Raw genomic sequence first — 17,846 nt, 5'->3', positions numbered from 1 at the left:
GAAGAGCCGTCATACGTAGTCACTGGCGGCCTCCTCGTCGAGCATGGGCAGGCCGTCGTGCCACCAGGCTGCCAGGTTGTGTACGTGGGGGGCCTTGAGGATCGTGAAGTGGTTGCCCGGACCGTACCAGATGCTGAGGTCAGGGATATGCTTGCGCCATCCTTCGATCATTTGCTCCTGTTCGCGTTTATTGCCGGCTGTGTCCAGGGTTGGATCATTGGCCAGCACCAACCGCACCGGCCCGGTGTAGCGGTGTTGCGGTTGATAGACCGTGCGCAGGGCCGTACCGAAGGCCCGCGCCGGACCGCGCATGGCATCCACCGCCGAGCGCTGCGGCAGCATGCCGGCCCGAACCATGCCGGCATGCAGCAAGCGCATCTGCGCGGTATCGTCCTGGGTACCGAAGACCGTGGCATCGATGCCCAAGGACTTGCCGGACGCCAACTGCATCGCCTCGATCAGCCGATTCAGCACCCCCGTCGCGGTGTAGGGCTTGCCCACCACGCCGTTGCCGCCCGGCGACTCACTGTCGATCAGCGTCAACGAGGCCACCTTGCGACCCCGAGCATTCAGGCGGGCCGCCATCTCGAACACGATCCAACCACCGAAGGAATGGCCGAGCAGATGCACCGGCCCCTCCGGTTGTACCTTGTCGATTGCGTCGAGATACGCCTGGGCGGCGGTTTCCACGAGACTGAACGGCTCGGTGCTGCCGTCCAGTCCACGGTGTTGCAACCCGTGGATAGGCCATTCCGGACCGAAGGCGTCGGTCAGCCCGATAAAACCGGTCACGCTGTCGCCAGCCCCCGGTACACAGAAGATCGGCGCCCGGTCGGCACGTCCGCCCTGGATCGTCAGCAGTGGCTGGTAACGGTTCTTCGGCGCAGGCGTTGGGCGTGCCGCGACGGTGCCCAGTGCATCGCTGATGGCTTGGCCCAATGCCTTGACCTGTGGGGCCTGCATCATCGTCTGGTGGTTTCCCGGGACCTTGACGCAGTGCATTTGCGTCGTGGGCAGGACAGCGTCCCAACCCAGGTAGCCGGAATGCTCGGGCGCATCGTCCTTGCGTTCCTCGGCTATCAACAGGTGCACCGGTACGGAGATCGGATACACCCGGTAATGGGCCAGGGCATGACCGTGGGCGACTTCTCGATCCAGGTACTGCCAGAGCTGGGCCGCGTTGTAGCCGGCCAGCTCAGGGGGCAGCAGGCCTTCGTCGCCACACAGTTGCACCAGGTCTTCGAATGCGAAATCGTTCAATCGGGTCTGCAGATGGGCCAGTTTTTCGAGCACCGACGCCAGGTCAGCCTCAGCCAATGTGCCGGCCTTCCAGAACACTTCGCAGCGATCCAGCAAATGCCGTGTGTGGGCTTCACCCGGTGACCAGCGTTCCCTGCCCTGGTCCACCAACCGTGGCAGGTAGCTGTCGATCAGGCCGACGAATTCGACCTCTTCGTCCAGGCCAATGAGCTGGATGGCAATCTCGTAGGCCAGCACGCCGCCGAACGACCAGCCGGCCAGGCGATAAGGGCCCTGGGGCTGGACCGAGCGGATGACCCCCACCAGCCGCGAGGCCAGGCATTCCATCGTCTGCAACTGCGGCTCGCCCCACGGGATGGCCGGCAGGCCATAGACCGGAATATCCGGATCGATGTGCTTGCCCAGCATCGGGAAGTACAGGTCCAGGCCGCTGAACTCATGCACCAGGAACAGCGGGTTCTGCTGGCCGGTGGTGCGCACCGGTACAAAAGCCTCCTGCACCTGAATGTCGGTGGTGCGGGTCTGCAGCAACAAGGCCATGGACGCGACGCTTTCGTGCTGGAACAGCTCGGCCAGCGACACCGTCAGGTTGGCTTGGGCCAGCAACCCCAGCAAACGGACCGCCAGCAACGAATGCCCGCCCAGTTCGAAGAAATTGTCGTGGCGGCCGACCTGTTGCAGGCCCAGCACGTCTTGCCAGATCTGCGTCAACAGGGTTTCGACTTCGCCTTGCGGGGCCTCGTAGCCACGGGTGACGACGGCCTCCTGGCCCGGTGCCGGCAGCGCCCTGCGGTCGAGTTTGCCGTTGGCGGTCAGCGGCAATGTGTCGAGCCGCACGTATGCCGCCGGCACCATGTAGTCAGGCAGTTGCGCGTGCAAATACCCGCGCAGGTCTTCGATTGGCAGCACCTCCTCCACCGCGTGCTGGGTGAAGTACGCCACCAGCCGTTTCTCACCCGGAACGTCTTCACGCACCAGCACCACGACATCCTTGACGTCATCCTGCGCAGCCAACCGGGCTTCGATCTCGCCCAGTTCGACACGGAAACCGCGGATCTTCACCTGGTCGTCGTTACGCCCCAGGTAATCCACCGTGCCGTCCGCACGCCAGCGCGCCAGGTCGCCGGTGCGGTACAGCAACGCATCCGGATCGGCATTGAACGGGTCGGCGACGAACTTCTCGACGGTCAGCTCAGGGCGATTCAAATACCCTTTCGCCACGCCGTCGCCACCGATGTACAACTCGCCCGCCACGCCGATGGGCACTGGCTGACGATTGACATCCAGCACATAGACACGGGTGTTGCCAACCGGGCGACCAATCGGGATACCGCCCTCGCCCACCTGCTTGATTTCGTAGGTGGTGGTGAAGGTGGTGGCTTCGGTCGGGCCGTAACCGTTGAGCAGATGAGCCGGCGCGCCTTCTTTCAGGACGCGACCGATCACGGCTGGGTCGAGTACATCGCCACCAACGATCAAGTAGCGCAACTGGGCGAACGCCGTCATCAGCCCGGCGGCGTATTGATGGAACAGGCCGGCGGTCATCCACAACACGCTGACCGATTGTTCGAGCAGCAGCGCGTGGAAATCCGCCTGGGACAGCAGCACGTCCTGGTCGACCACCACCACGCAACCGCCATTGAGCAACGGTGCCCAGACATCGAGAGTGCTGGCGTCGAAGGCCGGGTTTGAGGCGAAAGCGACCCGATCCTCGGCGTTGAAATCGGCGTAACCGTTATTGATCACCAGTCGGCTGATCGCCCGGTGTGGCACCAGCACGCCTTTCGGTGTGCCAGTGGAACCGGAGGTGTACATGATGTAGGCCACCGATTCGCTGCTTTGCACCAGGTCGAGGTTATCAGCGGCCTCGTCGAAGACCAGCGTATCCAGATCCACCCGTAGCGAGGCTTCAGGCGCTAGCACGGTGCTCGACGTCAGCACGATTTTCGCCCCGCTGTCCTGCACCATGAACTGTTGCCGCTCCAGCGGCGCGCTGACATCCAGCGGGACGTAGGCAGCGGCACACTTGAGGATCGCCAGTTGGCTGACCAGCAGCTCGAGCGAACGCTCCAGCCCAATCGCCACCCGATCGCCCGGTTGCACACCAAGGCCGACCAGATGACGGGCCAGGCGATTGGCCCGGCGGTTCAATTCGGCATAGGTCAGGCGTTGCGCATTGTGTACGGCGGCAATGGCTTGCGGACGTTCCTGGGCCTGCGCCTCGAACAGGCCGTGGACGGTCCTGTCCTGGGGATAGCGCCGGGTGGCGTTGAAATCCACCAGCACGTGTCGACGCTCGGCCGACGGCAGGATCGACACGCTGTTCAACGGGGTTTGCGGCGCTTGCTCCAACGCCTCCACCAGATGTTCCAGGGCAATGTTCATGTAGACACACATCCGTTGCGCACCGATCTGCGGCACCGCCAGCGCCGACACGCTGAAACCTTCGCCCAGGTCATCCACCGACAAGGTCAGTGGATAGTTGGTGCGCTCTTCGCTGCCCAGGGCCTCGATGCCCTCCCAGGCGGCGAACGCCTCGCTCGAAGCCGTGCCCATTGCGCTGTGCCGATAATTGAGCAAGGCACTGAACAACGGCAGCGGCGCGGCGACGCCGCTGCAACGCTGGGCCAGGGACAACGAGGCGTGCTCGTGCCCCAGCAGATCGGTCAAGCGAGCGTGGGTGGCTTTCACCCCGTCACGCAGGCCTTGGGTACCGATATCCACTCGCAACGGCAACGTATTGATGAACATGCCCAGGGCACGGTCGGCCCCCTCGCCGCCCTGCATCCGCCCCATCAGCACGGTGCCAAAGACCACATCCTGTCTTCCGGACACTTTGCTCAGGACTTGCGCCCACGCCAAGTGATGCAGGCTCGCGGCGCTCACCCCCAACTGACGGGCCTGGGCCCGCAGGCGCCGGCTCAGGTCGGCGGCGAGGTTGAGTCCGGCGGCTTCGATGTCGCTACCGTCGCCGCGGACGTCCAGCAAGCCGAACGGCAACGTGGGTTCCTCGATGTCGCCGAGCATGTCGCGGAAGAACCCTTCATGTTCCTCACGGCTCACGCCCAAGCGGGCCTGGGCCACGTAGTTGCGGAACGGCACCGCTGCGCCCAATTGGTCTGCGTGGCCCAGCAGGTGCGCCTGCATCTCGTGTTGCACCACTTCCAGCGCCGTGTGGTCGAGGGCCATGTGATGGAACAGCAGCATGGCGATCCAGCGCTGGTTGGCGGCGTCATGGGTGAACGCCAGGCGCATCAGCGGTGCCTGGCGGACATCGAGACGCGCGTGTTGCCGGTCGAAACGTTCGAGCAATTGCGCGGTGACGTCATGGCCCGGTTGGAAAACACACGCCTCCAGAATCAGTTGCGCCTGGCGAACGACCACCTGCACCGGCTCGCGCAGGCCTTCCCAGAGCACGGCGGTGCGCAAGATGTCGTGGCGGTCGATGACGCCTTGCAACGCGTCGACAAAGGCATCCAGCCGGACGCGGTCCTTGAACTTGAAGGTGGCCTGCTGCACGTAGAGATCACCCTGCTGTGACGCCAGGTGGTGATACAGGATACCTTCCTGCAGCGGCGCCAGGGCATAGATGTCCTGGACATTGCTCATACCGCCCGGCACCGCCGCGACAACCTGTTCGATCTCCTCTTGAGTCAGATCGGCCAGCGGCAGCATGTCCGGCGTAATGCGTGCGCAACCGTGGGTAATGCCGTTGACCGGCACCACAATCTCCGTGGTCCCCCCTACGGCCGCCGCCAATGCCGCCAACGTCGGCTGACCGAACAGCACGCGCACATCGGCGCTCAGGCCCACCTGACGCATGCGTTCGATCAGCGTGACCGCCAACAGCGAGTGACCGCCCAGTTCGAAGAAGTGGTCGTGACGCCCCACCCGCGCGACCTGGAGCAACTCGGCCCACAGCTGCGCCAGCGTCGTTTCGACGCGGCCCTGGGGTGCCGCGTAATCGCGGGTAATCATCGCGTCCAGGTCCGGTGCTGGCAGCGCCTTGCGGTCGAGTTTGCCGTTGGGGGTCAGCGGCAGCGCGTCGAGCCGGATGTAGGCGGTTGGCACCATGTATTCCGGTAGTTGCTCCAGTAGATGAACCCGCAAGACTTCGATGTCGGCGAAAGCTTCTGGCGCATGCGGGGTGAAATAAGCGACCAGGCGTTTTTCCCCCGGCGCATCTTCACGGGCCAGCACCACCGCTTCCTTCACCGCCTCATGCTGCGCCAGCCGCGCTTCGATCTCGCCCAACTCGATGCGGAAACCACGGATCTTCACCTGGTCATCGTTGCGCCCCAGGTAGTCGATGTTGCCGTCCGGCAGGTAACGACCCAGGTCACCGGTGCGGTACATCCGGGCATTCGTTGCGGTGCTGAACGGGTCCCGCAGGAAACGCTCGACGGTCAGCTCCGGACGGTTCAGGTAACCCCGCGCCACCTGCACCCCGCCGATGTAAATCTCACCGGCCACGCCCAGGGGCGCCGGTTGTTGATGGTCATCGAGCAGGTAGATCCGCGTGTTGGCAATCGGCTTGCCGATCGGTGTGCTGTCCGGGGTGTCTACCCTCGTGCAATCCCACGCCGTCACGTCCACCGCCGCTTCGGTCGGGCCGTACAGGTTGTACAGGCCGGTGCGGGGCAGTTGCGCCTTGAAGCGCCGCACCAGGTGCCCCGGCAACGCCTCGCCGCTGCACATCACCCGGACCAAGCCTTCGCATTGATCTGCCTCGCCATGAGCCAGGAACACATCGAGCATCGACGGCACGAAATGCAGCGTGGTGATGCCTTGGGCCTGGATCACTTCGCGCAGGTACGCCGGGTCGCGATGCCCGCCAGGACGGGCCATCACCAGCCGCGCACCGCTGAACAGCGGCCAGAAGAATTCCCACACCGACACGTCGAAGCTGAACGGGGTCTTTTGCAGCACCGCGTCCGCGGCGGTCAAGCCGTATTCGTCCTGCATCCACAGCAGGCGGTTGACCACCGCGCCGTGTTCGTTCATCACGCCCTTGGGCATGCCGGTGGAGCCCGAGGTGTAGATGACATAGGCCAGGTGATGGGCATGCAAGCCTTCAACCAGCGGATTGTCGGTGGGCTGCGTCGAGAACCCTTCTGCCTCATCCAGCAACAAGGTCTGCGCCTGGGTAGCCGGCAGGCTCGCCTGCAAGGCGCGCTGGGTCAGCACCACCATGGGCGCGCTGTTTTCCAGCATGTAGGCCAGGCGCTCACGGGGATAATCCGGGTCCAGCGGCACATACGCCGCGCCGGCCTTGAGAATGCCCAGCAGGCCGGCGACCATGTCCAGGCTGCGATCGGCACAGATCGCCACGCGGTCATCCGGGCGAATGCCCAGTTCCAGCAGGCGATGGGCAATCTGGTTAGCGCGCTCGTTGAGTTGCGCGTAGCTCAGTTGCGCCTCGCCGGAGACCACGGCGACCGCGTCCGGGCAGGCCGCGACCCGGGCCTCGAACAGGCCGTGCAAGGTCAGGCCCTGCGGATAATCGACCGCCGTGGCATTGAACGTTTCCAGCAGTTGATGACGCTCGTTGTCAGCCAGCAACGGGATCTGAGCCACGAGCGTCTGTTCATCAGCCACCATGGCCCGCAATACGCACTCCAAGTAGCCGAGGTAACGTTCCATCGTGGCCGGGTCGAACAGCGCCGTGGCGTATTCCAACGCCCCGAACAGGCGACCATCGATCAGGGCCATGTCCAGCAACACGTCGAACTTCGCGGTGCGGCTGGTCACGCCCAGCCCTTGCAGCGACATATCGCCGAGTTCCAACCCCGTGGCTTCGGTGTTCTGCCATGACAGCATGGCCTGGAACACCGGGCTATGGGACAGGCTGCGCAAAGGCCGAGCCACCTCCACCACTTGTTCAAATGGCAAGTCCTGGTGCGCCTGGGCGTCCAGGGTCCGGGCCTTTACCTGTTGCAGCAAGGCTTGCACCGTCAGTCCATCCGCCACATCGACGCGCAGCGCCAGGGTGTTGACGAACAGACCGATCAGGCCTTCGACTTCCGCTTGCATGCGGTTCGCCACCGGCGTACCGATGACCACGTCGTACTGGCCGGACAGGCGACTGAGCACCGTGGCCCAGGCGGCCATGACCGTCATGAACAAGGTGGCGCCGTGGCGTTGGCTCAACGCCTGGAGGCCTTGGGTCAGGTTTTCGTCGAGGACGATCCCCACCGCCGCGCCGGCGTGATCTTGCTGCGCGGGCCGTGGCCGATCAGTGGGCAACGTCAACAAGGCTGGTGCGTCGGCCAGGGTCTGCCGCCAGAAGCGTTCCTGTTCGGCCAAGACTTTCCCGGTGAGCCAGCGCCGCTGCCAAAGGGCATAGTCCGCGTACTGAATCGGCAACACCGGCAATGGATCGTCCTGCCCCTGACGGAACGCTTCGTACAGCACGCCCAACTCATGGGTCAGCAGATCGGCGGACCAGCCATCGGAGACGATATGGTGCAGGGTCAGCAACAGCACGTGATCATCGTCCGCCATCCGCACCAGTCGGCCGCGTACCAGCGGGCCGTGGGCCAGGTCGAAGGCCTGGCGAGCCTCCTCCTCGGCCAGGGCCAGCAGCTCGGTTTCGGCGTCCGCGTGCCCTGCCAAGGCCTGCAACTGCAACGCAAAACCGACATCGGCCGGGGCGATGCGCTGCTCCACGTCCTGCCCCTGCGCCTGTACAAACGTGGTACGCAAGGCCTCGTGGCGGGCCACGATACGATCCAGTGCGCGGGTGAGCGCCGACGTATCCAGCGCGCCTCGCAAGCGCAGGCCAGTGGGGATGTGATACGCCGCACTGGTGCCGTCCAGTTGCGCCAGGAACCAGAGGCGCTGCTGGGCGAACGACAACGGCAACGCCTGTTCGCGGGACACCGGCACAATGCCGGGCCGGGTGCTGCGTGTCGCCTGGGAGAGCACCTGGGCCAGCGCGCTCAATTGGGGTTGGGCAAAGACATCGCTCAGGTTCAGCTCCACGCCCAATTGCTCGCGCACCTGGGCGATCAAGCGCATCACCAGCAAGGAATGCCCACCGAGTTCGAAGAAATGATCGTGACGGCCCACCGACTCGACCTTGAGCAGGCTTTGCCAGATCTGCGCCAGGACGACTTCAGTGTTGCCTTGAGGTGCTTCATGGGTGCGGCTGGCATACGCCTCGGCATCGGGCGCCGGCAGGGCCTGGCGGTCGAGCTTGCGGTTCGGCGTCAGCGGCAGCGCAGCCAGGCTGACGAACGCGCCGGGGAGCATGTATTCAGCCAATTGCGTCGACAACTGCGCGCGCAGGGTCGCCGCGCTCAGGCTCGTTCCGGGCTGCGGCACCACGTAGGCCACCAGGCGTTTGTCGCCCGGGGTGTCTTCGCGCACGATCACCGCAGCTTCCTTGACCCCGGCACAGTCGCCCAGCCGGGCCTCGATCTCGCCCAGCTCGATACGGAAGCCGCGCACCTTGACCTGGAAGTCGTTACGGCCCAGGTACTCAAGGCGTCCGTCCGGACGATAACGGGCCAGGTCACCGGTCTTGTACATGCGCGCATCGGGCTGGTCGCTGAACGGGTCGGCCAGGAAGCGTTCGGCGTTGATGGCGTCCAGGTTCAGGTAACCACGCGCCACACCGTCGCCTCCGATGAAGATCTCCCCCATCACCCCGAACGGCACCGGCTGGCGGTGCCCATCGAGCAGGTAAATGCGGGTATTGGCCATCGGCCTGCCGATGCTGGCATTGCCGAGGATGCCATCGACCGCGTCATGTTCCATGTAGGCGGCCGTGCAGGACACGGTGGCCTCGGTCGGGCCATAGGTATTGACCAATCGGGTATGGGCGGGACGCACCGCGTCCCACATCTGCAATTTCTGCGTCGACAAGGCGTCACCGGTGACGTTGATCAGCCGCACGTCGCGCAAATGGTCCCGTGCCTGGGCCGGCGTGCTGTGCCACTCGGCCGCGAGGGTATGCCAATGGGCCGCCGTCAGGTGCAGGAAGGTCGGGCGAATATCGCCGTTTTGTTGCAACCCGGCACTGCCAAACAGCTGCCGGGTGGGCGTCAGGGTGGCGCCGGCCAGCAACGCCGGGAAGATCTCCTCCACCGACAGGTCGAAGTTCAGGGTGTTCTGCTGCAGTACCGTGTCGGCCGGCGTCAGGCCGAACAAACGGATCGCATCGAGGCAATAGTTGACCAGGCCCCGGTGTTCGATCATCACCCCTTTGGGATTGCCGGTGGAGCCTGAGGTGTAGATGACGTAGGCCAGGTGGCGTACGCCCAGGGAGGCAACGAGCGGATTGTCGTCACGACCGCCGGCAATCCCGCAACGTACGCGCTCGGCACGGTCGAGCAGCACCACCGGCACCGTCAACGCTGGCAGGCGACCGAGCAGCTCATCTTGGCTCAACAACGCCACCGGGGCACTGTCGGCGAGCATGTAGGCCAACCGTTCGGCCGGAAACGCCGGGTCGAGCGGCACGTAACCGGCACCGGCCTTGAGAATGGCCAACAGGCCGATGAGCATCTCGACGCCGCGTTCGACGCAGATCGCCACCCGGTCATCCGGGCGAATACCCAGGCCGATCAGGTGATGGGCCACCTGGTTGGCCTGGCGGTTCAGTTCGGCATAACTCAGGCGCTCATCACCGAACACGACGGCGATGGCGTCCGGTCGAGCCTCGACCTGGGCTTCGAACAACCGGTGGATCGTCTGTTCACGCGGGTACGCGGCCTGGGTCGCGTTGAGACCTGCCAGCAAATGCTCTCGTTCGCCGTTGTCCAGCAGCGCGATCCGCTCGACCTGGGTCTGGTCACTGGCGACCATGGCCCGCAACAGATGCTCGAAGTAGCCGATATAACGCTGCACCGTGGACGCGTCGAACAACGCCGTGGCGTATTCGAGGGCCCCAAACATCTGCCCTTGGATCTCGCCCAGCTCCAGGGACACGTCGAATTTGGCGACGTTGCTTGCCGCACCCAGACCTTCGAGTTTCAAATCCCCCAGCACCAGTTCAGTGTTGTCGTGGGTCTGCCACGACAGCATGGCCTGGAACAGCGGGCTATGGGCCAGGCTGCGTACCGGCTTGAGCACTTCCACCACTTGTTCGAATGGCAAGTCCTGATGCGCCTGGGCACCCAGGGCCTGGGTCTTGACCCGGGCCAGCAAGGTTTCCACGGTCGGCGCCCCCGAGACATCGACGCGCACGGCCAGGGTGTTGACGAAGAAACCGATCAGCCCTTCGACTTCCGACCGCGTGCGGTTGGCCACCGGCGAGCCGATCACCACTTCATCCTGGCCCGAAAGCCGGCTCAACAACGCGCCCCAGGCAGCCATCATTGTCATGTACAGCGTGACGCCATGGCGCTGGCTCAGGGCCTTGAGGCTCGCGGTCAGATCAGCGTCGAAGACCACGGGCAATGTCGCCCCGGCATAGTCCTGCTGCGCAGGACGCGCGCGGTCGGTGGGCAACATCAACAAGGCTGGCGCATCGGCCAGGGCTTGCCGCCAGTAGTCGCTCTGGGTTTGCAGCACCTCGCCGCTCAACCAGCGACGCTGCCAGACAGCGTAGTCGCCGTACTGCACCGCCAGGGCCGGCAGTGGATCGTCCAGGTCATGACGAAACGCTTCATAAAGCGCCGTCAATTCCTTGATCAACACACCAATGGACCAGCCGTCCGAAACAATGTGGTGCATGGTCAGCAGCAACACATGGTCCTCGCTGTCGAGGCGGATCAGGCGGCCGCGGATCAATGGGCCCTGTTCCAGGCTAAAGGTGTCGGCGGCTTCCTGCGCCGCCAGCGCGTGCAGTTGGACCTCGGCGTCGGCCTGGCCGCCAAGGTCATGGTGCAGCAACGCGAAGCCGACGTCGGCGGGCGCGATGCACTGCCGAGCCTCCTCGCCCCGCGCCTGCACGAAGGTGGTACGCAGGGCCTCGTGACGGGCGACAATACGATCCAGCGCCCGCTGCAAGGCGAGACGGTCCAGCACACCGCGCAAGCGCAGCCCGGCGGGGATATGGTAGGCCGCGCTGGCCCCTTCCATCTGTGCCAGGAACCACAGGCGCTGTTGGGCGAACGACAAGGGCAAGTCATCTGTTCGAGAAACCCGGACGATCTCCGGCAATGTGCTGCGCCCGGCCCGGGCCACTGCTTGTGCCAAGCCCATGAGCTGGGGCTGGGCGAACAGTTCGGTCAGGCCCAACTCCACACCCAGGCGCAGGCGCACCTGGGAAATCAATTGAATCGCCAACAACGAATGGCCACCCAGTTCGAAGAACTGGTCATGACGCCCGACCTGTTGCAGGCCCAGCAGGTCTTGCCAGATCTGCGCCAGGGTGGTTTCGACCGCGCCTTGCGGGGCCTCGTAGCCACGGGAAATGACGGCATCGAGGTCCGGTGCAGGCAGGGCCTTGCGGTCGAGCTTGCCGTTGGGGGTCAGTGGCAATGCATCCAGGCGCACGTAGGCAGCGGGCACCATATAGGCCGGCAACTGCGCTTGCAGGTGCGTGCGCAGCGCTTCGATGTCTACGGGCGAATGCTGGGTGAAATAGGCCACCAGGCGCTTGTCGCCTGGCACGTCTTCACGGGCCAGGACCACGGCTTCGTTCAAGGCCTCGTGTTGAGTGAGCTTGGCTTCGATCTCTCCCAATTCGATGCGAAAACCACGAATCTTCACCTGATCGTCGTTGCGGCCCAGGTATTCGATGTTGCCGTCCGGCAGGTAGCGGCCCAAGTCGCCAGTGCGATACATGCGGGCATTGGGAACCTTGCTGAATGGATCGTTCAGGAAGCGTTCAGCCGTGAGGTCGTCGCGGTTCAAATAACCCCGCGCTACCCCGGCGCCACCGATGTAGATTTCACCCGGCACGCCCAGCGGCACCGGTTGTTTGTGCTCGTCCAGCAAGTAGAACTGGGTGTTCGCCACGGGTTTGCCAATATGCGCAACAAACCCGCCTTCACGGGCCATCGACACCCAGCTCGAATAGGTCGTGGTTTCCGACGGGCCATAGAGATTGCACAGGCGCTTGACCTGGGTCTGCTCGAACAACGCTTCCACCAGGCTGCGCTTGAGCGCTTCCCCTGCGACGTTGACCGTATCGACACCCTCGCCCACCCCGCCGGACTCCAGCAACGCCTTGAGCGCCGACGGCACCGTGTTGATCAAGGTGATGTCGTGCTCGCCCTGTTGCAGTTCCAGCACATTAGTGACCACGTCGATGCCGCCGCCTGAGGTCAGCGGCGCGAAGCATTCGTAGACCGCCAGGTCGAAGTTCAGCGAGGTCGAGAACAGGGTTTTAGCCAAGGTTTGCGCATCGAACGAACGATGGGCCCAGGTCAGGAAGTTCACCGTGTTGCGGTGTTCGATCATCACGCCTTTAGGCAGACCGGTCGAACCGGAGGTGTAGATCACGTAGGCCAAGTGCGACGAGATCAGCCCCGGCACCTGCGAATTGGGCGCTGCCTCGTCCTGCCAGACACCCTTGTCGAGGTCGATCATCGGCACCGCCGTCTCGCCCAGCAAGCGGCGCGTGGTGCCTTGCACCAGGATCGCCGCCGGGGCGCTGTCTTCCAGCATGTAGGCAATACGGTCCAGCGGGTACGCCGGATCCAGTGGCACATAACCGCCGCCGGCCTTGAGAATCGCCAGCAGCCCCACGACCATGTCGATGCCGCGCTCGACACAGATCGCCACCCGCGAATCCGGCTCCACGCCTTGCTTGCGCAGGTAATGGGCCAAGCGGTTAGCGAGGCCATTGAGCTCGCGATAATTGAGCTGTTGTCGTCCATGACGCACCGCCACGGCATCCGGCGTGCGCAGTACCTGGGCTTCGAACAGGCCATGGATGGTCTGCTCTCGCGGATAGTCGGCATGGGTGGCGTTGAAGTCCACCAGCAACTGTTCGCGCTCTGCTGCCGGCACAATCGGCAATTCACGCAACGCCCGTTCAGGCGTCTGCTCCAATGCTGCCACCAGGCTTTCCAGCGCCGTGTGCATGTAACCGCAGACACGCCGGGCACCCACTTCGACCACTGCCTGAGCGGTGAACCGGAAGCCTTCGCCCAGGTCGTCCACATTCAGGCACAACGGATAGTTGGTGCGTTCTTCCATGTGCAGGGTTTGCATCCCCTGCCAGGCCGAGATGGCCTGGTCCGACGCGGCTTCAGCCGAACTGTGTCGATAATTCAGCAAGGTGCTGAACAACGGCAGCGAGGTCGGTACGCCGCTGCAACGCTGAGCCAGGGACAACGAGGCGTGCTCGTGTCCCAGCAAGGCCGACAATCGGCCATGGGTCGCCCTGACACCGGCGCGGGCGCCTTGAGCGCCGACACTGACGCGCAATGGCAGCGTATTGATAAACATCCCCAGGGCCCGATCGGCCCCGTCGCCGCCCTGCATCCGCCCCATCAGTACGGTACCGAACACCACCTCTTCACGGCCCGAAACCCGCCCGACCACGTGCCCCCAGGCCAAGTGAACCAGGCTTGCCGCGCTTACACCGAGTTGACGGGCCTGGGCCCGCAGGCGCTGCGCCAGCGCGGCGTCCACGTCCTGATGCGCTTCTTCGATACCGCTGCCATCCCCCTGCACATCCTGCAAGCCGAACGGCAACGTGGGTTCATCGATATCGCCGAGCATTTCGCGGAAAAACCCTTCGTGCTGCTCACGACTGACCCCCAGTCGCGCCTGCGCCACATGGTTGCGATACGGCACGGCAGGCGAAAGCAAGTGCGCCTGGCCCAGGAGACTGGCCTGCATCTCGTGCACCACGACTTCCAGCGCGGTGTGGTCCAACGCCATGTGATGGAACAACAGCATGCCGACCCAGCGCTGATTCGCCACATCCTGGGCAAAGGCAAAGCGCATCAGCGGTGCCTGGGCGATGTCGAGACGGTAGTGACGTGGATCGAAACGCCCGTGCAGTTGCTGCACCACCTCGCCCCCCGCCGGATCCACCTCGATCTCTTCGAGGCCCAGGGTCGCATGGCGCCATACCACCTGCACCGGTGCTTCCAGGCCTTGCCAGACCATGCTGGTGCGCAAGATGTCATTACGCGACACCACGCTCTGCAAGGCCTGGGCGAAGGCTTGCAGCCGTTCGCGGTTGTCAAAGCCGAACAGCACCTGCAACACGTAGGGATCGCCCTGCTCCGCGGCAAGGTGGTGATAGAGAATCCCCTCCTGCAACGGCGCCAGGGCGTAGATATCCTGCACATTCGTCACGCCGCCCGGCACCGTGGCCACGACCCGGTCGATGGCGTCCTGGTCCAGGTCGGCCAGGGGCAACATGTCCGGGGTGATCCGCGTACAGCCGTCCGGGATCGCATTGCCCGGCACCACGACCTCCCTGACGCTGCCCACCGCGGCGGCCAACGCGGCCAGCGTCGGCTGGCCGAACAGCACCCGCACATCGGCGGCCAGGTCGACCTGGCGCATCCGTTCGATCAGTTTCACGGCCAACAAGGAATGGCCGCCCAACTCGAAGAAATTGTCGTGACGACCGACCTGCTCGAGCTTGAGCAAATCCTGCCAGATCCGGGCGATGGTCATTTCGACCTCGCCTTGCGGGGCTTCGTATTCACGGCTGATCACTGCAGACTGATCCGGCGCCGGCAAGGCCTTGCGGTCGAGCTTGCCGTTAGTGGTCAGCGGGAACGCCTCAAGGACCACGAAGGCGCTGGGCACCATGTACTCCGCCAGCGATCCCAGCAACTGCGTACGCAGGTCGACAGCCGAAAGCGATGCACTTTGCGCGGCAATGACGTAAGCCACCAGGCGCTTGTCGCCCGGCTCGTCTTCACGGGCGATGACCACCGCCTCGCTGACACCCTCGCAGGCCGCCAACGTCGCTTCGATCTCGCCCAGCTCGATCCGGAAACCACGGATCTTCACTTGGTCGTCATTGCGACCCAGGTACTCGATGCTGCCGTCCGCCAGCCAGCGACCCAGGTCACCGGTCCGGTACATCCGGGCGTTCGGTTCAGGGCTGAACGGGTTGGCGAGGAAACGCTCGGCGGTCAGTTCGTCGCGGTTCAAATAACCACGGCTGACACCCGCGCCACCCACGTACATCTCACCCACCACGCCCACCGGCGCCGGCTCACGCTGGGCGTCGAGCACGTACAGTTGCAGGTCGGGAATGCGCTTGCCGATGGGGCTGACGCCGGTCAACTGGGCATCAGCCGCTTCAAGCGGACGATACGTCACGTGCACCGTTGTTTCGGTGATGCCGTACATGTTCACCAACTGTGTCCCGGCATTGCTCGCACGGGCATACCACGGCTTGAGCATCCCGGTTTCCAGCGCTTCGCCGCCAAAGATCACCTGGCGCAGGCTGTGGCGTAGATCGCTGTCACCCTGGGCCGCGATCAGTTGCCGGAAAGCGCTTGGCGTCTGGTTCAGCACGGTCACACCGGTCTCGCACAGCAGCGCATAGCAATCTTGCGGAGAACGACTGACCAGTTGCGGCACCACCAGCAAGCGGCCACCGTGGGTCAACGCGCCCCAGATTTCCCAGACCGAGAAATCGAAGGCGAAGGAATGGAACAGCGCCCACACGTCCTGCGGACCAAAATCGAACCAGGGTTGGGTCGCCGAAAACAGCCGTGCGACGTTGCGGTGTTCGACCATCACGCCCTTGGGCAGACCGGTGGAACCCGAGGTGTAGATCACATAGGCCAGGTGGCTGGAGTCCAGGCCCGGCACTTGCGGGTTGGCGACGGATTCGTCCTGCCAGCTGCCGTCATCGAGTTGCAGCACCGGTATCGACACGCCGGCCAACAGACGCTGGGTGGCGGCTTGGGCCAACAGCGCAACCGGCAGGCTGTCACGCAACATGTAGGCGATGCGTTCCGTCGGGTAGGCCGGGTCCACCGGCACATAACCGGCGCCGGCTTTCAGGATCCCCAACAAACCGACGATCATGTCCAGGCCACGCTCGACACAGATCGCGACCCGGTCATCCGGGCGAATACCCAGCGCCAGCAGGCGATGAGCGACCTGGTTGGCCCGGGCGTTGAGCTCGCCGTAGGTCAGCGACCGATCTTCGAACAGTACCGCCATGGCTTCGGGCTGTGCCGCGGCCCGGACTTCAAACCGAGCATGAATGAGCGCGTCCTGGGCAAATGCGACGCCCGTGCCATTCCAGCTCTCGAGCAACTGCCGGCGCTCGGCCGGCGGCAGGATCTTCAACCCGCTCAAGGGCGCCAGCGGCGATTGCTCCAGCGCCTGCACCAGGTTTTCCACAACGCATTGCACATAATTGCAAACACGCTCGGCGCCAATGGGTGCCTGAGCCATGACGGTCAGGTTGAAGCCTTCGCCCAAGTCATCCACCGACAACGACAATGGATAGTTGGTGCGTTCTTCACCTTCCAGCGTCTGGATACCTTCCCAGGCCGCAATGACTTCGTTGGAGGGCGCCTGCGCACCAATATGGCGATAGTTGAGCAGCGCGCTGAACAGCGGCGCCGGCGCGGCCACGCCACTGCAGCGTTGCGCCAGGACCAACGAGGCATGCTCGTGCCCCAGCAGCGCCGTCAAGCGTGCGTGGGTCGCCTTGACGGCGGCACGCACACCTTGCGCGCCCAGGCTCACCCGCAACGGCAAGGTGTTGATGAACATGCCCAACGCACGATCGGCGCCTTCACCGCCCTGCATGCGCCCCAGCAGCACGGTGCCAAAGACCACATCGTCCTTGCTCGACAGTTTGCCCAGCACCTGCGCCCAGGCCAGGTGATACAAACTTGCCGCGCTCACGCCAAGCTGACGCGCCTGCACCCGCAAGCGCTTGCCAAGCTGGGCATCGACTCTCTGGCGGACCTCTTCGATACCGTGCCCGTCACCCTGCACATCCTGTAAACCGAAGGGCAGTGTCGGTTCGGTCACATCACCCAGCATCTGCTGGAAGAATGCTTCATGTTCCTCGCGGCTGACGCCGAGCCGCGCCTGTGCCACGAAGTTGCGATACGGCACCGAGGCCGGCAGTTCCTGTCCGCCGCCGGACATGTGCACGCCAACTTCCGTAGCGAGCATGGCCAGCGAGGTCGCATCATCGACCATGTGGTGGAACAGCAGCATGCCCACCCAGCGATTGTTCGCCACGTCTTGCGCGTAACCGATGCGCATCATCGGCGCCTGACGAATGTCCAGGCGATAGTGGCGCGGGTCCAGGCGTTCGCGCAGTTGCTGGGCGATATCCCCCGCCGCAGCGTCCAATGCGATCTCATCGAACCCCAGCCGCGCCTCGCGCCAGACCACTTGGACCGGTTCGTCAATGCCTTCCCAGACCACACCCGTGCGCAGGATGTCATGCCTGGACACCACGCTTTGCAGGGCCTTGACGAAAAGATCCAAGTGGGCACGGCTGTCAAAAGCGAACAGCATGTATTGCAGATATGGATCACCTTTGGCCGCCGCGACGTGGTGATACAAAATGCCCTCCTGCAGCGGCGTCAAGGCGTAGATGTCCTGCACATTCTCCACGCCACCGGGCACCGTCGCCACGACGCGGTCGATTTCAGCCTGGCTCAACGTGGCCAGCGGCAACAGGTCTGGCGTGATCCGCGAGCAGTCGTGCGGGATGAGGTTGGCCGGCACCT

Annotated in this window: 1 protein-coding gene and 1 pseudogene; both read right to left on the bottom strand. The window is 64.3% G+C overall.

Annotated elements, in window-relative coordinates:
• Window positions 1-9 precede the first annotated feature (9 nt).
• A complete protein-coding gene (locus tag J3P85_RS12395) occupies window positions 10-14,649 on the bottom strand; it encodes an amino acid adenylation domain-containing protein (protein WP_434706360.1) in 14,640 nt (4,879 codons plus the stop codon).
• Window positions 14,629-17,760: pseudogene (locus tag J3P85_RS12390) on the bottom strand (non-ribosomal peptide synthetase); the annotation flags it as partial. The pseudogene J3P85_RS12390 and the gene J3P85_RS12395, both read right to left, overlap by 21 nt.
• Window positions 17,761-17,846 lie beyond the last annotated feature (86 nt).

Source organism: Pseudomonas sp. Z1-12, from assembly GCF_051132015.1.
GTDB lineage: Bacteria > Pseudomonadota > Gammaproteobacteria > Pseudomonadales > Pseudomonadaceae > Aquipseudomonas > Aquipseudomonas zanjanensis.
Note: the sequence above shows the minus strand (reverse complement) of the source record. Positions and strands in the feature narration are given on the sequence as shown.